The sequence below is a fragment of the Dethiosulfatarculus sandiegensis genome (genome assembly GCF_000931935.2).
Classification (GTDB): domain Bacteria; phylum Desulfobacterota; class Desulfarculia; order Desulfarculales; family Desulfarculaceae; genus Dethiosulfatarculus; species Dethiosulfatarculus sandiegensis.
On sequence record NZ_AZAC01000015.1, the window covers coordinates 1 to 19,259 of the forward strand.

Genomic DNA, 19,259 nt, shown 5'->3' on the forward strand with positions numbered 1-19,259 from the left:
CTCGTACTGACCACACGACTGTCAACCCGGTCAGGGGATCTGGAATATTTGGGAGCATTGCAGAGCCTATCTGCTTCAGCATCCAGTAAATCGTTTAAGGTCTGCTCCACGGTGCCCCTGACCATTTCGTCCAAATGGCCTCGAAGCTTACCCTCGTCGATATGCACGACATGCCCGAGCTTTTTGGTGTTATCCTTGTCCAAAGTGGTGGTCCTTTCGTCCGGTGTGAGTAATCTAAGCAACTCTCATTTCACCAGACGGAGGCCACCACCTCCTATTAAAAGCGAAAAATAGCGTACGTTATCACTTGACGCCAGTAAACATAGGATGTTGTTTGAATAGTTAGCCATTCACTCGCTGTGGCTGCGAGGTTTTCTCAATAAATTAAAGTCTAAATGTAACTAAGTGCTATAATTAATTTGAAGAATTAAATAGATATGGCTTTTTAATTCTCCATTTACTAAATAATTTTTTACCCCTTTTTAGTTGCTTTGAGGTCATTTCGCTTTCAACTTCATATATAGCATATTTTGCATCTATCTCATCATTTTGGGCTGCAAGTGAAAACCAAACATAGGCCAGGATTAAATTTTTAGGTACACCAAGACCTTTATAGTACATATATGCGAGATTATTCTGTCCAACGCCGTCTCCCTGATTCGCCGCTTTAAGATACCATTCACGAGCTTTTTCATAACTTTGTTGGATACCTAGTCCTTCATCATATAGATACCCCACTTGAGATTGAGCTTCAGGTAACCCTTTTGAGGCTGCTTTTAGTAATAGGCTAAAGGCTTTTTTGTAGTTTTTTTCAACGCCTTCACCTTTAAAATACAGCATACCCAAATTATGTGCCGCATAAAGAGACCCTCTTGCTTCAGCTTCAGTATAATAGTGGATAGCTAATGAAAGGTCCTTAGTAACCCCTTTACCAAAGTCATAAATAAGACCAAGCATATATAGACTTGCTTTATTTTGATATTTACTGGAAATTTTATACCATGTTAAAGCCTTTCTATAGTCGACTGGTACACCGTTTCCTGAATAATAAATATCACCTAAATAACCAGGTGCGAATTCATTGCCATTATTCGTAGATTTTTTTAACCATTCAATTGCACGTGTTGTATCTTTAATAACCCCATCACCATTCAGTAACCTAAGGCCCCAAAAGAATTGAGCTCTTGCGTCTCCCCTTTCTGCTTTAGCTTTAAGTCCTTTTAACTCTTCATTTACATGATCAGGTTCTGTAGCCAAGGTTGGGTTGGAGCAAAGGGGAGTCGTCAGTAAAACTACCAGAAATATCAGCATGATATTCGTTGAACGGCGTATTAGCATTTCAATTCCTCAAGTATCTAAAACAGATAAGCATTTTGTTCAAGCAAGGTCTGGTGATACTAAATGCTCCATTATCTTACTAAAAATGATTTGGGATTTAAAGATTTGCTTTATTATTTGATGTCTAGAAACGCAATTTAATTTTATAATTTATCCATGGGGTCAAAATAAACTTAAAAACTAACCTGGGATTGAAGTTGGTAATATTTGTTTTGCATTTGCACTGTGTGGATTCTTACGATTAACTGATATTTAGTTTTGACTTTATTATTATGTAAATTCGCACTGTTAAGCTTTTATTTATTGAATGATTACTCTTTCTGTCAATTAATATGAACTTCCAAAATACTGCTGGTTGCCCTGCCTGTGAAATTTGTTTTGAGTTAGCCTTTGATTTGATGTAATAAATTTATTAACTCAGCATTGAACGGATTCCCAGGTTATTTGATTATTATTTAATTATAAGCTATTTGAAATGATTGCTATGCTGGAAGCTGAAAAGCAACCTGTGATTATTAAGAAATATTACTGTATTATCAATTAGATAGTTACGAGCGGTAAGCTGGAAACCATAGCCAATCATTTTGGGGGAAGTATGCGTAAAATTTTATTGCTATCAGTCGGCTTTTTATTATTGTTTAATTTCATGGTTGTGCCTCAAAGCCTGTCCACAGAATCTCTTGATGATGCCAAGCAACTTGTCGAATTAATGCACTATAAAAAAGCCATTAATCAAATAATGCTCAAGACCTTTAGGCGTACTGAAGAAGAATATGAAAAGCATTCCAAAATTAAGTCTGTGCCCATAAAAGCCCTTAAAATCACTGACGATTTAATGTATCAATTTTTTCTTGATAGGATGGAAAAACCAGGAGCATTAATCGATCAACTGGCTGCCGACTTGAGAAGTAGATTTACTGAACCTGAGATGAGAAAAATGATTGTTTTCTTTAAGACGCCTGTTGGCCAAAAATATTTAACCTCCAAAAGAGAGATAGACGCCTCAATCGGTAAAATTTATCTTTCATGGATGCAATCATTAAAAACCGAAGTTTATAGCCATATTCAAAGTGGTTTAAGACAAAGAGGCTATTAATTACATAAATTTTTTATAATTTGAATTATCTGAAGTTTGGTTTAATTGAATAAATAATGTAATTTCTGATTTTGGGGGGATCATGTTCAAGAAAATAGTAGTGCTTTGCCTGTCTCTTCTCTTTCTGGCCTCGGCTCCTGTAGCTGCTGACGATAATAAACCTTCAAAAGCTGATCTTATTGAGATGTTTAAACTCTCAAATTTTGATCAAACTTTGCAGCAAATGACTACCATTACAGTTAAGAGCATAATCCAACTTTTGAAAAATAACGACAAGAGACATGATCAAGTATTACCGGAACGGAATTATCAAGTGCTTGAAAAGGGTGTCTATGATTTTATACTTAAAAAAACATATGTTTCTGGTGGGCTAATTGACCAAATAATTCCAATATATCAAAAATATTGGACAAAGGAAGATGTGCAATTACAAATTAAATACCTTAAAACCCCCAGCGCTCAAAGGATCATGCGTACAACACCCATGATAATGCAAGAGTCATTTCTAAAAGGCCAGATGTATTTTAAGTCCTTAGTGCCGGAAATACAGGAACTGGCTAAGGAGATTGTAAAAGAATTAAAATCACAATAAAATTTTTTCAAAAAAGGCTATTGGTAAATACATTTTTATTGCATAGTTATTAGTATTCAATTGAAAATCATCAGGGATTTTTTCGCCAACAAACTTCTGAAAACTGTGAGAAGTTATTACCTGACATTAAAACACAACCGGGACCTGGTTTCCAGGCCCGGTTGTGTTTTTCCTCGCCTCTAATTACTTGACTTCCCTGGCATCCAACCCCAGTTCTTTACGCTTCTTTTCTATATGCGCCCTTATTAACAGGGCTGCCTTATCCGGGTCCGGTTCCACGTCAAAAGTAGCGCCTATCACATCATCCAGACCCTTGGTCAAAAGACCCACCACATTCATGCTGCCGGTAATGGGAGGCATGACACCCAAGACCGTATAAACTCCTGAGGCTACAAAATATACCCCAATGGAGACAGCTTTTTCCGAGTACCATTCCGGTGCGGCTCCGGCCAGGGGCAGGGCGCTTATATCCACTCCCAGGGCATCGGCCAGGGCTCCGGCCAGAACCAGTATGCGGGAGTTGTCCACGCAACTGCCCACGTGCAACACCGGCGGGATGCCCAGGGCCTGACAGATCTCCTTGAGTCCCGGGCCAGCCAGCTCCGCCGCCTCCGGCAGCTTAAGGCCCGCCTTGGCATTGGCCACCGCGGCGCAGCCCGTATCCAGCACCAGGATATCGTTTTCTATCAGCCGTTTGGTCAGCTCCACATGGCCCAGGTCGTGCTTGATTTTGGGGTTGTTACAACCCACCACCCCGACTGCTCCCCTGATCTTGCCTGCCTTGATGGCTTCGATTAAAGGTGTGGGCGTGCCTCCCAGGGCCTCCAGGATCGCCTCCACGGAAAACCCGCCGTACATCTCCACCGGCTCCACCGGCAGATAGACCTTGTCCGGGTTGCGCAGTTCATAGTTTTCCACAGCCTCCTTGACCAGTTCCCTGGCCAGGTCAAGGGCGATCTCCGGGTGGAACTCCCTGTGCTCCATCTGGGGGAATCCGGCCTTGTCGCTGGTGGAGATCATTTTGGTGTGATAGCAGGTGGCTACCGAGCCCAAAGAGGGCATTATGCACTGGTAGTCCACTATCATCATCTCCACCGCGCCGGTGACCAGGGTCAGTTCGCTCATCAGGTGGTTTCCGGCCATGGGGATGCCGTGGCGCATCAAAAGTTCATTACCCGTACAGCACAGCCCCACCAGGTTTATGCCCTTGGCCCCTTTTTGTTCGGCCAGGGCCAAAAGATCCGGGTCAGAGGCTGCCAGGGTTATGGTCTCACTCACCACCGGGTTGTGGCCGTGCACTATGATATTGACCTGGTCTTCTTTGAGCACCCCCAGGTTGACCTGGGATTTAGTGGGCTTGGGCACCCCAAATAGGATGTCGCTGACCTCGGTTGCGATCAGTGAGCCGCCCCAGCCGTCACTGAGCGCGTTTCTCACCCCATGCAGGCACAGCCTCACCCAGTCGTTATCAACGCCCATATGGGTGCGGTGCATCATTTCGCTGGTCTCCCGGTCCACCCCCCGGGGCATGACCCCCAGTTTTTCCCAGAGCTCGAGTCTGGGGTCAGGCGCACGGTTAACCATGGTCAGACGCTCCTGCCTGGTGCCGTATTCCTCTTCCATGGCGTGGGCCAGGTCCGCGGCCAGCTCGGTATCTGATTTGCCTTCTATCTCAAGGCCATAAACCCCGGCCAGGGTTCTGAGTTTTTCCGGAGAACCGATCTTGTAGCCCGGAGCCTTGCCCTGGGCCACCTTGGCGAGCACCTCCACCAGGTCCCGGCCATGGTCCGAGTGGGCCGCTGCTCCGGCCGCAACCATGCGCCCCAGGTTTCTGGCCACTATGATATCCGCATCCGCTCCACAGGCCCCCCGGCTGGGCCCTTCGCCAAAGGGATCGATGCGGCAGGGGCCCATGGCGCAGATGCGACAGGAAAGCCCCATCTCACAAAAACCGCAATGGGGCTGCTGTGCTTCAAAACGTTCCCAAACGGTCTCCACCTGGTCGTGGGCAGCCTTTTCCAAAAGCAGCTGCCCGTCCTTGGTTGTGGTCAACTTGGAGAAATCTTTTTTAAACTGGCTCATGGCTCATATTCCTCCCAAACCGCGTTCAGCGGGTCTCAAGGTCCTTCAGGGACCGCTTGTGGGCACTTTGCAGCTCAAATCCAGGGGCAGGAGGCAGGGGCGCCTCCCCTTGGGAAAGGGTGGCCTGGGCCACTTGATCTGTTTTGGCCTTTTGAGCCAGGGCGGAATCCTCAAAGGTGAGGGCTCCGGCCTTGCAGGCCTCCACACAGGCAGGGATCATGCCCTGTTCCCGGCGTTCCAGGCAGTTGTCGCATTTAACGGCCACCACCTTGCCCGGAGGGGCAAAGGGGTCTTCATGATAGCGCAAAACCCCAAAGGGACAGGCCATGGCGCAGGATGCGCAGTTGATGCAGATTTCAGGCTTGATCAGGACAGTATTGGTCTTGGGGTCTCTGAAGATGGCTCCTGGCAGGCAGGCCAGCATACAGGGGGCGGGGTCGCAATGACGGCAGCGGTTGGGAAAGCCTTCGTCAAAAAGACCCTTGCCCACATGGATGCGGGGTTTGGGTTGGGGTTTTTCCAAGGTTGCAGCAAAAAGGCTTTTACTCTGAGAATGGGCTGTGGCGCAGGCCAGGGTGCACTGCATGCAACCCACGCACCTTTCAGGGTGCACTATAACTTGGTTCATAAGACAAGCCTCCAGACTGAGTGTTGGCTTAACTTTATTTAAAACCGGTTCAAAAAACGGGTCTGGGAAGGGGCCTGATGGTGCTGATCAGGCTGCCGTAATTAAATCCGGGTTCAAGCAGGTCGGCGGGGTCCATGGGCAGGTCGGCCTGATTTTTTATCAGGCTCAAGAGCACACCGCCCTGTTCCACATTGCCCACCAGGGCCATTCCCACCAGTCGGTTTTCCTTCAGCACCAGCCTGGCATAGCTGGTCTGGTCATATCCCAGCCGGGAAATAACCTGAAAGCCCGGATCAGTGGGCGGGTTCACCATGCCGCCGGTCATGACATCCAGATCAAACACCCGCATGACGTTGCGCCCCATGCCCCCGGCATAAGCGGTTTTGCGTCCGGCCATGTTCATTCCGGCCAGGCGTCCCTGTTCCGCGGCCACCGGCCAGATGGCGTTGACCCAGGTTGACCTGTGCACCAGGTCCCAGGCCTGGGCCACGTCTCCGGCTGCGTACACGCCCGGGCTGTTGGTCTCAAGAAAGCGGTCCACCAAAAGGCCCAGGTCGGTTTCAAGGCCGCTTTTCCGGGCAAAATCAAGGGTGGGTGAAACACCCTTGCCTATCACCACCAGATCACAGTCCAGGGAGGAGCCGTCTTTTAAGTGCGCTGTTTTCACCCAGCCCTTTTCTCCGGAAAAGGCCTCGACAAAAGCGCCTACGCTTACCGTGAGTCCCTTTTCCAAAAGTTTTTTCAGCACGATTTTCCCAGCTGTTTCATCCAGTTGCATGGAAAGGGGATGGCCGGAGCTGATCAGCATATGAACCGCTATGCCGCGGAGCATAAGCCCATAGGCGGCCTTGAACCCCACCAGGCCTCCGCCCAGGACCAAGGCCTTTTTGCAGGTGGCGATGTTCTGCAAAAGCCCTGCGACCTGATCCCTGTTGCGCATGAAATGAATACCGGCCAGATCGGTTCCTTGCGCCTTGATCGGCCTGGGGTCTGCTCCTGTAGCTATGAGCAGCCGGTCATAGGAGATTTGCGCACCGCTTTTGGTGAAAACCGTCTTGGTTTGCAAATCAATGGAGGCGGCTTCATCTCCGGAGAGCACTTTTGCCCCCAGGTTTTCATAAAAATTTTGGTTTCTGATAAAGATTTCGGAATTCCGGGCCAGCCCGGCCAATACCAGGCTGATCATGGGTCGGCTGTAAGGCAAGTGGGGTTCTTTGCTGATAAAGGTGATCTGCGCGGAAGGGTCCAGGTAACGGATCGCTTCAGCCGCGGATACACCTGCAATGCCGTTTCCGCAAATGACGTGCTTCATGCTCCGTCCTTCCAGTGACGGTTTTGGATAACACATTGCAATCAAAGTTATTTTGCTCAATTTTTGGGAACCGTCATAGAGATATTGGCATTTTCCCTAAGAACCTGTCAAGTATAGGGGGTAAAAGACACGTAGATGGTGCCACTGGATCAAATTGCCCGGGCAGTCTATAATCATCTCTATTATTGAGATAAAACCGGCCGACAGGGGCTAAAAGGGAAGAAAGATAAGTTGAAAAGCCGGCCAGGACTCGAGGGTGACAAAAATACCCGAGGAGGCGCGAAAATGAGCGGTAGGGCAGGGGAGTTGTTACGGGAGTTCAAGGGCGATGACTATGCTTATGGTTTGGGTGTGCTGGAGAAAACAGGCGAGCTGACCGCCCAACTCGGCAAAAGGGCCCTTTTTGTGGGACACATTCATTCTGAGTGGTTTAAACCCTGGCAGGAAAGGGTGCTGAAATCTCTTAAAGAAGCAGGGGTCGAGATTGTGGACATGGCGCGAGGCGTGGCCCCCAATGCACCCTTTGTGGATGTTTATCGGCTTCATTCTCATATTATACACAAAAAGCCGGATGTCATTGTGGTCATGGGCGGAGGCTCCAGCATAGACGCTGTCAAATGCGCTTCCTGCCTGGCTGCCTTGGGGGATGTCACCCCCGAGATAGACCCCTTCTTTGGCCTGGGGCAGGTCACAAAACTGTGTAAGGAGCATAATCGCAAGGTTCTGCCTGTGGTGGCGATTATGACTGCGGCCAGCTCAGCGGCTCATCTCACCAAATATTCCAATGTTACGGATATATTTGCCGGGCAGAAGATGTTGATTGTAGACAATGCCGTAACCCCGCCCAAGGCGGTCTTTGATTATGAAATCACTACCAGCCAGCCCCTTTCCCTGACCCAGGACGGGGCTTTGGACAGCATCGGCCACCTGGTGGAGGTTTATTTCGGAGCCGGGCCCGAAATCGAGGAAAAAACCAGGCAGATCTGTGAAACCGGGCTTGACCTTATCATCTCCGGCCTTCTGGAAGCCAAGGATGACCCGGAGAGCGATCAGGCCAGGTTGAAGCTGGGGCTGGGCTCGGACCTGGGCGGTTACGCCATCATGGTCGGCGGCACCAGCGGACCTCATCTGAACAGCTTTTCTCTGGTCGATGTCTTGAGCCACGGCCGGGCCTGCGCGGTGATGAATCCCTACTACACCATCTTTTTCGCTCCGGCCATTGAGGATAAGCTCCGGGTGGTGGGAGAGGTTTATCGGAAACACGGGTTTGTGGACCAGGACCTGGATAAACTGAGCGGACGCGCCTTGGGTGTGGCAGTGGCCAGGGCGATGATAGGCCTCAGCAAGGCCATTGGCTTCCCCACCAGGCTCAAAGAAGTCGAGGGGATGACGGACGAGCATATTGAACGCTGTTTGGGCGCAGCCAAAAAACCCCAAATGGATACCAAGCTCAGGAATATGCCCGTGCCCCTGCGCACCGACATGGTGGATGAGTTCATGGGCCCGGTGCTTAAGGCTGCCTGGGATGGTGATTTTCAGCACATACGTAATTTTACAAGTTAATACGATTGATTGATAAATTTTAAGCCCTGGCCGTTATTGAAATCGGCCGGGGCTTTTTAATTGCGGATCTTGGTCAGGCGTCTTTACTCGAGGTTTTTGGAGCTGCCTGGCATGCCTGCCTGTAGATCAGGCTTTGGTTTGGGCTTAATGGTTATAAGTACGAGCTCGGGCGCGGCCAATACCCGTAAGGGAGGACCCCAGGCCCCGGCGCCGGTGGTGGTGTAGACCTTGCCCCCTCCGGGCAGGTCGTATAGCCCGTAAACATAGGGATAAAGATACCGCACCAGATAACGCATGGGGATCATCTGACCCCCATGGGTGTGGCCGCTTAAAAGCAGGTCAAAGAGCCCTTGGGTCTCAGGTGGGGGTACGGGCCTGTGTTTAAGCAATATGGTGTAACCCTTGGGAATGGTGGCCTTAACCAGGGTGACTCCCATGGGGGACCAGCCCTGACGGCCGGGGTCGTCCAAACCAACCAGGGTGATTATATCGTTTATTACCACAGACTTGTTGCTTAGAACCTTAAAGCCAGAGCGCTTGAGAAATTCCTTGGCCTGTAGAGCCCCCACATAGTATTCGTGGTTTCCCAATACCGCGTATTTACCGAACCGGGCTTTCATCTCCCGCAAAATCAGTTCGCTTGCATAACCGGGAGGCAGGCGGCCGTCTACAATGTCTCCACCGGCCAGGATAAGATCCGGCTTTTCCTGTTTTACTATGCGGGAAAGCTGGTTAAGGATTTGTGGCCTGCGCACCAGGCCCAGGTGAAGGTCAGCGAAAAAGGCCACCTTGACGGGACCGTTCTCATCGCCTATGCGGCTGGTCTCCAGGGTGAGTCTGGTGGTTTTAAGCCGGTTGGCTTCATTAAAACCGTAGAACATGGTGCAAACCGTGGCCAGGGCCACAAAAAAGGCCAGGCCGCGGGTTAAGGGCTTGCTTTTACGGCGCATGAAAAGGCGGGTCAGCCCCCCTACCATCCAGGAGACTACAGAAAAATAAGTCCCCACCATGACAAAACCCATCCAACAATAGGCCAGCCAGCCGGGCCAGGCCCAGGGCGGGGCTGAGCCCTGACCGTCCAGGAATCGCAAAAGGGGCGGGGTCAGTATCATGATTATGCCCCAGGCCGCTAAAAAGAGTTTGAAGCGCGGGCCTTGGGGCAAAATGGGCCTCAGCCGCAGATACAGGAGAAACTGTAGGGCGGCATAGACCAGAATATAAACAGATATAAAGATAATCATGTGACTTGATTGTCCTTTCCGGGCAATCTAAGCAAAAGGGCGGTTAAAACGGCAATGCCTCCCATGGGCAGGAACACCATGAAGGCCTCGCCATAGGCCTGGGCTGTCACAACGCCTCCGCCGTTGGAATCAGCTTCAAGTATGTAGCCGATCAGGGGTTGAATCAATGCTCCCCCCAAAAAAGGCGAGAGGTTTATCAACCCGGTTACAGTGCCGGTCATGGAAAGGGGAAATATTTCTTTTAACATGGAAAAAACCAGAACCGGACTGGCGCTGGAGAAAAAGCCGAACCCCAGACACCAGACAGGCATCCACTCCGCCGGAAGCAGGCCGGGAAACAGGGAGGGCTGGGTGCAAAAAAGGGTTAGCATGGAAGTGTTGAAAACCACAATGACTTTTCTTTTTTGGGGATAACGGGCAGATAGCCTGCCCATCAGGATTCCGCTGGCGATCATGCCCAGGGCAATGAAACTTAAGGCGTTTCCGGCCTGGGGTTTGGTCATGCCATAGACCTGCATAAGATAAGGGCCTCCCCAGAGACCGGCAAAGCCGAAAAATATACCGGCATGAAAGAAAAACCAGATGCACAAAAGCCAAAAGGCCGGGCTTTTGAGGATAAGCCCGAGGTTATCCTTGATGCCGCTTTGGGGCTGGCCGGCTTCCGGCCCGCTCAGCGGCAGGGCCACAGGCGGAAAACCCATCTCCTCCGGGGTGTCCCTCACCAGAAACCAAACCAGAACAGCTACTAAAAAAGTCAGCATCCCCATGAATACAAAGCTGCCCCGCCAGCTGAGCCATACGGTGAGATAGGCCAGGGGAGTGGTGGCGCAGAAGACGCCCAGCCCGCCGATGGCCAGGATAAAACCGGTCAAGGCTGCGAACTGGGCGGCGGTGAACCAGCGGGTGAGCACCTTTAGAGCGGGTACAAAGCAGAGCGATACACCCAGGCCCACCATGATTCTGGCCAAGATGGCCACCAGGGGAGTTTGAGCCCAGGCAAAGACAAAAGAGCCCAGCGCGGCCAGGCAAAAAGAGGAGCAGATTGTCTTTCTGGCCCCCCAGCCGTCGGCCAAAAGTCCGGCCGGGAGCTGCATAAGGGCATAGGGATAAAAATAGGCCGAAGCCAGTACGCCGAAAAGCCCGCTGCCGGTGTTTAGATCCTTCATCAGGTCCAGGGCAACCACATTCGGCGCCAGCCGGTGAAAATAAACCAGCAGATAAGCGGCGCAGAGAAGGCTGAATATCAGGTAGGCCCTATGGCTTCTTTGGTTGATCTGTTTTGTTTTCTGACCCATTTTTCCTGTTCCGTAATCAGGCAATCATTTCATGGTGTGCTCACGGTCCGCTTGAGGTCTTCCGAATTATACCTCCTCAAAGGCAGTCGTAACCATTTACCCCGATTATCCAATTTTTCAGCCTCCCTGAGCATGGGCTCCCATTTGCAGGATTAAATATTTCGTCCCATAAAGTCGGCGGTGAATTCTTTGCAAAATTATTGTCAAGCTATTTGCCAAATCAGCTTCAATTTAGTTATTTATAATAGGTAGATTTATTAAGGCGAAATAGTTTTTCATTTTAAGAAAAATGTGATTGTAATATTTTTACAATATGAAAAAATACATCATGTTAAATTGGTTAAAAACAGGTTTGTCTGCAGGAGTCTTTCTTGAATGAAATTAAGTAATATAGAGCAGATGGAGTTGGCTTCCCGTGAATGAATCATATGATGCCGCAGTCAAGGGCGGTGTTACGGGGCGCCGGTGGTGATAATTCATTTCAAGATCAGGGGCAAAAAGAACTGGGGCTTGGCGGAAACGGCAATCGCCAAAATAGAAGAGGCCAGGCGCGAAGGTAAGGTATTGATGTCTCCATGGAGCAATACCCCTGCACCGCCGGTTCAACCATGCTGTATGCGGTTTTCCCCCCTGGCACCACACGGGCGGGGCCGAGTGCCTTTTGGAACGCCTGGAAAACCAAAGGGATCAGATCAAAAAAGACATCAAGGAGCGTCACGATTGGGAGAACATAGCTGTCATCGTGGGCTGGGACAAGGTCACCATGTCTTCGGTGGAGACCAAGGCCAATAAAGGCCTGGAGGGGCTCTCCCTGGCCGATGCGGTCATGGATTTTTTTCTGGCCGAATCCCTGGCTGTGGGCATGATCAATTTCGGGCTCAGCGCAGATGATGTAAAGACCATCATGGCCCATCCGGCGGTGAGCTTTATCACAGACGGGCTGCACGGCGGCAGCAAACCCCATCCCAGGCTCTATGGCACCCACCCCCGCATTTTGGGGCGCTATGTGCGGAAGGAAAAGTTGCTGAGCCTGGAAGAGGCGGTGCGCAAGATGACCTCCTTGCCCGCCCAAAAATTCGGGCTGGCCCAAAAAGGGTTGATCGCAACCGGTTATGATGCGGATCTGGTCATATTTGATCCGGAGACCATCATAGACACCTCCACCTATGAAGATCCCAGGAGTTTCCCCAAGGGTATTGAATGGGTGCTGGCCAACGGCCAGGTGGTGCTGGAAAAGGGCAGTCCCACCGGCCGCACTCCGGGCCGGGTGGTAAGAAACCGCTGAAAATGTTTTCCCGGAATTTGAAAACAGGCCCTGCCCACACCTCCCAATGCGTTTGCATTTTCAACAGGGGAGAAAGTCTTCGGAATTGAAGTAATTAAATAATATAAGTAATTTCAATAAATTGTAATCAGGTGAAGTCCGAGGAGAGTTGGTCGGAAAGCATGAAGCCCGGTTCGAAGTTATCAAACTCCGGACGGGCTTTTAAGCTGGTTTGGGAGTAAGCTATGATAAATTTGTCTGAATTGGATTTACAGGTCAGGGCAAGGGTGCTTTGAGGATAAGTAAAGACTGTAGTAAAACCCTTGCAAAAAGGTCTGCCTGAAAAATTATATATCTGTATGATGTGACCGCCGTTTCCGGTAATAAGGGGTTGGCCAGATGGGAAAAAAGACTATCGGTATTTTGGGCGGCATGGGGCCGGAGGCCTCGGCCGACTGTTATGCCAAAATCATTAAATGCACACCCGCCGCAAAAGATCAGGATCATCTGAGGATTGTGATCGAGAGCAATCCCACGGTGCCGGACCGTACAGAGGCCATTTTAGCCGGGGGCGAATCACCGGTGCCGGTAATGCTTAAAGGCTGCCGGGTATTGGAAAAAGCGGGCGTTGATTTCATTATCATCGTCTGTAATACGGCCCATTATTTTCTGGACCGGTTGGAGCCTGAATTAAGCATACCCATTCTTTCCATTTTGGATGTGGTGGCGGAAGCGGTCAAACAGGCGGGCTTGAAAAAGGTGGGGCTTTTAGCCACCCAAGGCACCATAGATGCGGAAATTTATCAGTCCAAGTTGTTTGATTACGGTATAGAGACCCTGGTGCCGGACAAGGAGCACGAAGAGCTGGTAATGGCCGCCATAAGAAGCATCAAGGCCGCTCCCACAGCCGAACAGAGAAAAGAAGCCACCATGCGGCTCAAGGACGCGGCAAAATACCTGCTAAAACAAGGGGCGCAGGGTATAATAGGCGGCTGTACAGAGATACCCCTGGCCTTGACCCAGAAAGATTTGGATGTTTTGTTTTTTGATTCCCAACTACTTTTGGCCCGTGCTGCCGTGGTCCGGGCAGGCCTTACACCCCTGGACCACACCTGAGGTTGGAATCGAGCTGTAGATTTTAAGGACCATCATGCGCCTGCCCCAAAAATTGATTGCTTTTTTCCGGACTCCGGACCTAACCACCCAAGGGGCCAGGGATTTATTCCGCTTATTGACTTGGGAAAACCTCTCCCAAGTACGCCTTTTAACCTGGATTTCGGTCTTGATCATGGTTGCGTTGGCCGCAGCCGGTTGCTTTGTGGTTTTTGTATTGGGATTTGGCCAGGGCAAAGACCTCACCCTGGAGACCCTGCCCATGCGGTTTTTATGGCTGGCGGGCGCTTTGGTGTTTCTGTGGCTGGTGAAGGGACCCACCTCCCCCAGGGATGTGAGGTCCTTCCATAATCAGGCCTGCCTGGCCATAGCCTGTATGGCCCAGATAATGGGGGCGGTTCAGGCCGGGTTTTCCTTTGAATCCGGGCCGGGCCTTTCGGTCTATGTCATGATCGTAATGGTTGTAGCCGCCTTTTTGAAGGTGAAGTTTCCCCTCAGCCTGGCCTTGTATTTACCCGGCTGCCTGACCCTGTTCATGATTGTTCGTCTTAAGGATTATACGGGGGTTCATATCCAGGCCGATCTGATAAACGCCTTTATCACAACGTTACTGGCTGTTTTATTGAGTCAGATCATCTATACCAGAAAAGTCCGCGAATACCTGGATATGGGCATGATCCAGGAACAGCGGGAGAAATTCAGACGCCTCAGCTTTATCGACCCCTTGACAGGTATACCCAACCGCCGTTTTCTGGATCAGGCCCTTTCCGATGAATGGCGCAGGGCCACCCGCAACCGGGGGCAACTCTCCGCCATCATGGTGGATGTGGATCATTTCAAAATATACAACGACACCTACGGCCATCTGGAAGGTGATCAGTGTCTGATCAGGGTGGCCCGGGCCCTGGAAGAGTGCCTTACCCGCACCGGCGACACCCTTGCCCGTTATGGAGGCGAGGAGTTTGCCGCCCTTTTACCTCAAACCCCTGCCTCCGGGGCCGGTAAGGTGGCGGAAAAGATGCGTCAGGCCGTGGAAAAACTCGGTATAGAAAACAAAGATTCGCCCCAAGGCAGGCTCACCATAAGCCTTGGAGTCACCTGCCAGACACCGCAAAAGCAAAAGGACCCGGCGATGCTTATTGAAAGCGCGGACCAGGCCCTTTACAAGGCCAAACAAAACGGCAGGAATCGTCTTTTTCTGGTTGATTGAATTACAATCCGGTCGCCCTTGGGACGACCGGATTGACTGTCTCAGGCATTATAAAAAATGGATTTTGCCACCTTTTTTACATCCGGCACGCCTGTAAGGACCATGGCCTGCATAAGCTCGCCTTTAAGCTGTTCTATGTAAGTGGCCACTCCCTTTCGGCCCCCGCCCAGGGCGGCTATGACAAAGGGCCGTCCCAACATGACAAAATCCGCTCCAAGGGCCAGCATTTTAAGCACATCGGGGCCTGTACGCACCCCGCCGTCGGCCAATATCATTATCTTGCCCTTGACCTCGGAAGCAATGTCAGGCAACACCTCGGACGTACCGGGAGTGAAATCCAGCACCCTGCCGCCGTGATTGGAGACCACAATGCCCGCCGCCCCGGCTTCCAAAGACATTTTGGCTTCTTCCGGGGTCATGATTCCCTTGACAATGAATTTAAGAGAGGTTTTTCGGATTATGCGGCTCAGCTGTTCCAGACTCCTGGGGGAGACCGGCTTGCCCATGAGCCTTAAGGTGATCAGCCCGGCGGCGTCCAGATCCACACCTGCCACCTTGGCTCCGGCATTTTCCGCTTTTTCAAGCTTGGCCAAAAGCTCTTCATCTTCCCAAGGTTTGATAAAGGGAACTCCCTGGCCCTTGTTTTCCTTGAGGGCCGCCAATCCGGCGTCTAGCAACTCGGGCGGCGCTCCGTCTCCACAACAGCCCAGGATTCCCTGGTCCAGGCAGCCGCCTATCACAGAGCTGATGTATTCCTGTTCAGAGACCTCTTTGGTCATGTTAAAGGACACCCCGCCTATGGGAGCGGCCAAGATGGGGAGTTTCAGGCTGATTCCGAAGAAGTCCGCCTCAGTCACCGGGTCGGTGACCTGGTGCATGACCCGCATGTTGAATTTAAGCCGGGCCAGAGCCTCCACATTGGATTTAAAGGCCGAACCGGTTCCGAGCCCACCCATGCCGGGGACCTCACCTGCACAGGCTCTGCCGTCACATACCGGACAAACCTTGCATTTTCCCTTTAAAAGCTCTTTTGCCTTGGCTCTTATTTCTTTCATTTGGTTTTGCTCCTTAAGGCTAGTGAAGACAAACAGCTTAACCCGACTTTGCCATGGGGGCAATAGAACTTTAAGTTAAAAAATATCATTTAATCCGAGGGATTAATAGGGTTAGGGGGTGGGAATCTTTTATCCAGACTGTGTTTCCGGCTCCGGTCCCGGAAAGCTTTTTATCTGTTTTTCTAAAAAAGTCCGGCCCGTTGTTTTGTCGCGGTTGGCTTATGATCTTTTAATATCGCTTTTATGTTATGGGCCTTTTTCATATACTGGCGGGCCTTTTCAATTGTTTTTTGGTTATTCAAAGGCCCCAGATAAACTACATACCAACCGCCGCCCTGTTTACGTTTTTTGTATTCAACCCTGGCCGGGAAACCCGCCTTTAAGAAGGATGAGGCCAGCCGGGCCGCCTGAATCGGTCCAACAAAAACACCAGCCTGCAGATCATGGGTTGGTCTGCCGAAAGTGCCTGAAACAGTCGGAGGTTCATAGGGGACGGCGGTCTTAAGTGATTTATCCAGGGAAAGATCGGCTTCGACTAAAGGAGTGTTGGCTTGGGGCGGTGAGGGGGTGGGTTGGACCGTGGTTTTTTTGCTAACACTTTTACTTTTGTGTATTTTTGCGGGCTTTTTCTTTGGGATGGGTATTTTGGCCGCTATAAGCTTTTCCTCTTTGACCTTCAGCTCAGGCGGCTTGATTAACGGTTTGCCTGGGTTGGCCTTAACCGGATTGGAGTGGGAGGGGTGGCTCACGCCCGAGATAGGCTTTTGGGGTGAGTCTGATGCGGGCTGATAGCTGAATAACATTATCCCTCCCACCAGGGCCGCCAGGCCGGTGGCAACACCCGCCCATAAGGTGACTGACTTTGCCTCTTTCCTGGGCGGAACCGGTTTGAAGGCAGGAGTGGGCTGGGAAGGGTCTCCATTCCCCGGAAGTCGCCGTAAAAGTTCCTTTTTCAGTTGGATCAGCCCATGGTCTTCGGGTTTAAGTTCTCCGTGATAACCCAGGGCAAGGCAAAGGTAAAATACGGCGTTGACCTCGGGCGGGGCGTTTCGCATATCACGGATAAAGGTTAGCAGGTTTATACCTGCCCGATCTTTACCCATAATTCTGATGAGAAAAGGAGACTGTTCCCATTTTGGGGAGTATTTCCAGCCTGATTCCGAGACTACCTGATCTGCCATGGCAGCCAGTGCGTGGGCGGCCATTTCATAGGAGCCCACCGGGACGAAAAGTCCCCGGCTTTCTTGGGCCAGTTTGTCAAACAACCGGTCCAGATCTTGGCGGACTTCTTGGAAAGGCGGAGCCGCCGGAGTGGGGGCAGCCTCCCGAAACGCCACCAGATAAGCCAGGATTTCTTTGCTGGGCTCAAAAAGGCTCAATTAAAGACTCCCTCTTTGCTTAAAAAGAATAGCATACAGGGGGGGAAAAAAGGCTATAAACTCTTTTGATTGGGCAACACTTTTGATTCATTGGATTAGCGGTGAGGGGTGTTGTAAGGTTACAAAAGCACAAAGAGACGCCTTTTGCGTAACACCTGTTTTTAAAAAGATAAAATACCCTTTTCAGGGAATCGACCCGGTTTATGACCTGTTTGGGAATTTCAAAAATAGATCTGTCGGGTTGCGGCGCTTGCATCAGGTTCTTCCTGTAAAAGCGAAGGGTTGAAACTAAATCCCATTTTATCCATATGCTTAAGCATCAAATAATGCTTTGTAACTGATGGTGCATTCAGCTTGACTGGTTACTGGTGTTTGTTTACAATGACCAACCGGACAATCAAGGTAACATTTTAATATTTCAACAACCAAGCATGCATCTGCTGCACTCAGTCAGCCAGGTGTAAGACCGGGGATTTTTTTTATGAATCTTCAGGAACTTCTGAAAAATAACCGCTCTGTTATCTGCGAAGAGTGGGTTGACTGTATAGTCAATACCTATCCCCCGGAGACAGCCAAGTTCCTCCTCAATAAAAAAGACCGTTTCGCCAACCCCGTGGGACACACCATAGTGAGCGAGACTCAGGCTATTTTTGACGGTCTTTTGCGGGGCGAGACCACAGAGGGAGACATTCCCGATTTTTTGGACCGGATCATCCGTATAAGGGCCTTGCAGGACTTTTCCGCTTCCGAGTCGTTGTCTTTTATCTTCGAGCTCAAAGCGGTGATAAGAAGCAAGCTGCAAGACGAAATAGAAGAAGAAGGTTTGGAGAAGGAGTTGTTTTTGCTGGAAGTCGCCATAGATCGTCTGGCGCTTCTGGGATTTGACATCTACGAATCCTGCCGGGAGAAGGTCCACAAGGCCAAGGCTGATGAGATGATGAACCATTATGCCAACGTGCTCAGGCGAACCGGGTTGTTCTACGAGGAGCCGGAGCAGTTGCAAAAGGAACCTGACGTCTTATCAAAACCCAAACCCATGGCCTAACCCGAGACGAGGTAGCGGATAATGGGCGCAATTGTTTCTTTTATCGCAGTGTTGATCTTGATTGGCGTTGCCTATCTGGGTGCGGCCCAGGCAGGCATGCAATCGTTTTTCGGAGTGGTGATACCTTATGCGGCGGTGGCCACCTTTGTTATCGGCTTTGTGCTGAAGGTGATAAACTGGGGCAAGTCTCCGGTGCCTTTCCGCATTCCCACCACCTGTGGCCAGGCGCAGTCACTACCCTGGATCAAGCAAAGCAAGCTGGACAACCCCTCCACAACGGGCGGTGTGGTCCTGCGCATGGCGCTTGAAATTCTTTGCTTCAGGTCTCTTTTCAGGAACACCCAGCTGGATTATCGCGATGGTCCCAAGATTCGCTATGGCTCGGAAAAGTTCCTTTGGCTGGGGGCCATAGCATTTCATTATTCATTTTTAACGGTCCTGATCTGGCACTTCAGGTTCTTCATGGAACCGGTGCCCTGGCTGGTGAAATTTATCGAGGCCACTGACGGCTTTTTACAGGTGGGCTTGCCCCAGCTCCTGATCAGTGGTGTAGTGCTTCTGGCTGCGGCGGGTTTTTTGTTCTGGCGCAGGGTCTACTACCCCCAGATTCGCTATATCTCACTGGCCTCGGATTACTTCCCTCTTTTCCTTATAATGGCCATTGCCATAACCGGCATCTTGATGCGCTATTTCACCAAGGTGGATATTGTGGCGGTCAAGGAGCTGACCATGAGCCTGGTTGCCTTTAACCCCTTTGTTCCCGAGGGCATAGGCAGCCTGTTCTATATTCATGTATTCCTGGTAAGCATCCTGTTCGCCTATTTCCCCTTCAGCAAGCTGATGCACATGGGCGGAGTATTCTTGAGCCCCACCAGGAACCTGCCGAACGACAGCAGGGCAAAGAGGCATGTGAACCCCTGGAACTATCCGGTCAAGACTCACACCTACGAGGAATACGAGGACGACTTCAGGGAAGAAATGAAGGAAGTCGGGCTTCCCTTGGATAAAGAGTGATCACGATGGACCGTCTGAAAACTGTAAAAACT

At 50.5% G+C, this 19,259-nt stretch carries 16 protein-coding genes and 1 pseudogene; 8 read left to right on the forward strand and 9 right to left on the reverse strand.

Annotated elements, in window-relative coordinates:
- Together X474_RS11880 and X474_RS11885 are read right to left on the reverse strand one after the other, a co-directional pair.
- Positions 1-203: pseudogene (locus tag X474_RS11880) on the reverse strand (IS256 family transposase); the annotation flags it as partial.
- A 211-nt stretch (positions 204-414) separates the two neighbouring features.
- Complete coding sequence (locus X474_RS11885; protein ID WP_052515132.1) at positions 415-1,338, reverse strand: tetratricopeptide repeat protein; 924 nt, start codon at positions 1,336-1,338, stop codon at positions 415-417.
- A 595-nt stretch (positions 1,339-1,933) separates the two neighbouring features.
- Between X474_RS11885 and X474_RS11890 the strand changes: the two genes are divergently transcribed.
- Together X474_RS11890 and X474_RS11895 are read left to right on the forward strand one after the other, a co-directional pair.
- On the forward strand, positions 1,934-2,434 hold the full coding sequence (locus X474_RS11890; protein WP_044349151.1) for a DUF2059 domain-containing protein: 501 nt from the start codon (positions 1,934-1,936) through the stop codon (positions 2,432-2,434).
- Between the two features lie 82 nt (positions 2,435-2,516).
- Positions 2,517-3,026, forward strand: a complete 510-nt coding sequence (locus X474_RS11895) for a DUF2059 domain-containing protein (RefSeq protein WP_044349153.1) — start codon at positions 2,517-2,519, stop codon at positions 3,024-3,026.
- A 183-nt stretch (positions 3,027-3,209) separates the two neighbouring features.
- Here X474_RS11895 and cooS read toward each other — a convergent pair whose 3' ends face one another.
- From cooS to X474_RS11910, 3 genes are read right to left on the reverse strand one after another with little or no spacing between them, the layout of a single operon-like run.
- The gene (gene cooS, locus X474_RS11900) at positions 3,210-5,108 is read right to left on the reverse strand and encodes an anaerobic carbon-monoxide dehydrogenase catalytic subunit (RefSeq protein WP_044349155.1); all 1,899 of its coding nucleotides are present in this window, start codon (positions 5,106-5,108) and stop codon (positions 3,210-3,212) included.
- A gap of 25 nt (positions 5,109-5,133) precedes the next feature.
- Entirely contained in the window at positions 5,134-5,736 is a 603-nt protein-coding gene (locus X474_RS11905; protein WP_044349156.1) for a 4Fe-4S dicluster domain-containing protein, read from the reverse strand.
- 49 nt (positions 5,737-5,785) lie between these two features.
- Complete coding sequence (locus tag X474_RS11910) at positions 5,786-7,048, reverse strand: NAD(P)/FAD-dependent oxidoreductase (protein ID WP_044349158.1); 1,263 nt, start codon at positions 7,046-7,048, stop codon at positions 5,786-5,788.
- A 285-nt stretch (positions 7,049-7,333) separates the two neighbouring features.
- Between X474_RS11910 and X474_RS11915 the strand changes: the two genes are divergently transcribed.
- Positions 7,334-8,611, forward strand: a complete 1,278-nt coding sequence (locus X474_RS11915) for an iron-containing alcohol dehydrogenase (protein WP_044349160.1) — start codon at positions 7,334-7,336, stop codon at positions 8,609-8,611.
- An 83-nt stretch (positions 8,612-8,694) separates the two neighbouring features.
- On the opposite strand, the gene X474_RS11920 is transcribed toward X474_RS11915, so the two are convergent.
- Together X474_RS11920 and X474_RS11925 are read right to left on the reverse strand one after the other, a co-directional pair.
- On the reverse strand, positions 8,695-9,852 hold the full coding sequence (locus X474_RS11920; RefSeq protein WP_044349162.1) for a metallophosphoesterase: 1,158 nt from the start codon (positions 9,850-9,852) through the stop codon (positions 8,695-8,697).
- Positions 9,849-11,147: an MFS transporter gene (locus tag X474_RS11925; RefSeq protein ID WP_052515133.1), complete on the reverse strand. Its 1,299-nt coding sequence runs from the start codon at positions 11,145-11,147 to the stop codon at positions 9,849-9,851. The genes X474_RS11920 and X474_RS11925 overlap by 4 nt, the downstream gene beginning before the upstream one ends.
- A gap of 661 nt (positions 11,148-11,808) precedes the next feature.
- Here X474_RS11925 and X474_RS11930 point away from each other — a divergent pair.
- From X474_RS11930 to X474_RS11940, 3 genes are all read left to right on the forward strand, one after another.
- Positions 11,809-12,432, forward strand: coding sequence for an amidohydrolase family protein (locus tag X474_RS11930; RefSeq protein WP_052515134.1), 624 nt, complete (start codon positions 11,809-11,811; stop codon positions 12,430-12,432).
- Positions 12,433-12,810: 378 nt separating this feature from the next.
- Complete coding sequence (cuyB, locus tag X474_RS11935) at positions 12,811-13,527, forward strand: cysteate racemase (protein ID WP_044349163.1); 717 nt, start codon at positions 12,811-12,813, stop codon at positions 13,525-13,527.
- A 34-nt stretch (positions 13,528-13,561) separates the two neighbouring features.
- A complete protein-coding gene (locus tag X474_RS11940; RefSeq protein ID WP_052515135.1) occupies positions 13,562-14,734 on the forward strand; it encodes a GGDEF domain-containing protein in 1,173 nt (390 codons plus the stop codon).
- Positions 14,735-14,775: 41 nt separating this feature from the next.
- Here the strand turns inward: X474_RS11940 and X474_RS11945 are convergent, their stop codons facing one another.
- Together X474_RS11945 and X474_RS11950 are read right to left on the reverse strand one after the other, a co-directional pair.
- Complete coding sequence (locus X474_RS11945) at positions 14,776-15,789, reverse strand: alpha-hydroxy-acid oxidizing protein (RefSeq protein ID WP_044349165.1); 1,014 nt, start codon at positions 15,787-15,789, stop codon at positions 14,776-14,778.
- A gap of 182 nt (positions 15,790-15,971) precedes the next feature.
- Positions 15,972-17,168, reverse strand: a complete 1,197-nt coding sequence (locus X474_RS11950) for a DotU family type IV/VI secretion system protein (protein WP_044349167.1) — start codon at positions 17,166-17,168, stop codon at positions 15,972-15,974.
- A 481-nt stretch (positions 17,169-17,649) separates the two neighbouring features.
- Here X474_RS11950 and X474_RS11955 point away from each other — a divergent pair, with 481 nt between their 5' ends.
- Both X474_RS11955 and dsrM read left to right on the forward strand, forming a co-directional pair.
- Positions 17,650-18,213, forward strand: a complete 564-nt coding sequence (locus X474_RS11955) for an RsbRD N-terminal domain-containing protein (RefSeq protein ID WP_044349168.1) — start codon at positions 17,650-17,652, stop codon at positions 18,211-18,213.
- Positions 18,214-18,234: 21 nt separating this feature from the next.
- Positions 18,235-19,227: a sulfate reduction electron transfer complex DsrMKJOP subunit DsrM gene (gene dsrM, locus X474_RS11960; RefSeq protein ID WP_044349169.1), complete on the forward strand. Its 993-nt coding sequence runs from the start codon at positions 18,235-18,237 to the stop codon at positions 19,225-19,227.
- Positions 19,228-19,259: the final 32 nt, after the last annotated feature.

Coding starts and splice junctions, on each gene's coding strand:
- X474_RS11885 (WP_052515132.1), bottom strand. CDS start 1,338: ATGCTAATACGCCGTTCAACGAATATCATGCTGATATTTCTGGTAGTT.
- X474_RS11890 (WP_044349151.1), top strand. CDS start 1,934: ATGCGTAAAATTTTATTGCTATCAGTCGGCTTTTTATTATTGTTTAAT.
- X474_RS11895 (WP_044349153.1), top strand. CDS start 2,517: ATGTTCAAGAAAATAGTAGTGCTTTGCCTGTCTCTTCTCTTTCTGGCC.
- cooS (WP_044349155.1), bottom strand. CDS start 5,108: ATGAGCCAGTTTAAAAAAGATTTCTCCAAGTTGACCACAACCAAGGAC.
- X474_RS11905 (WP_044349156.1), bottom strand. CDS start 5,736: ATGAACCAAGTTATAGTGCACCCTGAAAGGTGCGTGGGTTGCATGCAG.
- X474_RS11910 (WP_044349158.1), bottom strand. CDS start 7,048: ATGAAGCACGTCATTTGCGGAAACGGCATTGCAGGTGTATCCGCGGCT.
- X474_RS11915 (WP_044349160.1), top strand. CDS start 7,334: ATGAGCGGTAGGGCAGGGGAGTTGTTACGGGAGTTCAAGGGCGATGAC.
- X474_RS11920 (WP_044349162.1), bottom strand. CDS start 9,852: ATGATTATCTTTATATCTGTTTATATTCTGGTCTATGCCGCCCTACAG.
- X474_RS11925 (WP_052515133.1), bottom strand. CDS start 11,147: ATGGGTCAGAAAACAAAACAGATCAACCAAAGAAGCCATAGGGCCTAC.
- cuyB (WP_044349163.1), top strand. CDS start 12,811: ATGGGAAAAAAGACTATCGGTATTTTGGGCGGCATGGGGCCGGAGGCC.
- X474_RS11940 (WP_052515135.1), top strand. CDS start 13,562: ATGCGCCTGCCCCAAAAATTGATTGCTTTTTTCCGGACTCCGGACCTA.
- X474_RS11945 (WP_044349165.1), bottom strand. CDS start 15,789: ATGAAAGAAATAAGAGCCAAGGCAAAAGAGCTTTTAAAGGGAAAATGC.
- X474_RS11955 (WP_044349168.1), top strand. CDS start 17,650: ATGAATCTTCAGGAACTTCTGAAAAATAACCGCTCTGTTATCTGCGAA.
- dsrM (WP_044349169.1), top strand. CDS start 18,235: ATGGGCGCAATTGTTTCTTTTATCGCAGTGTTGATCTTGATTGGCGTT.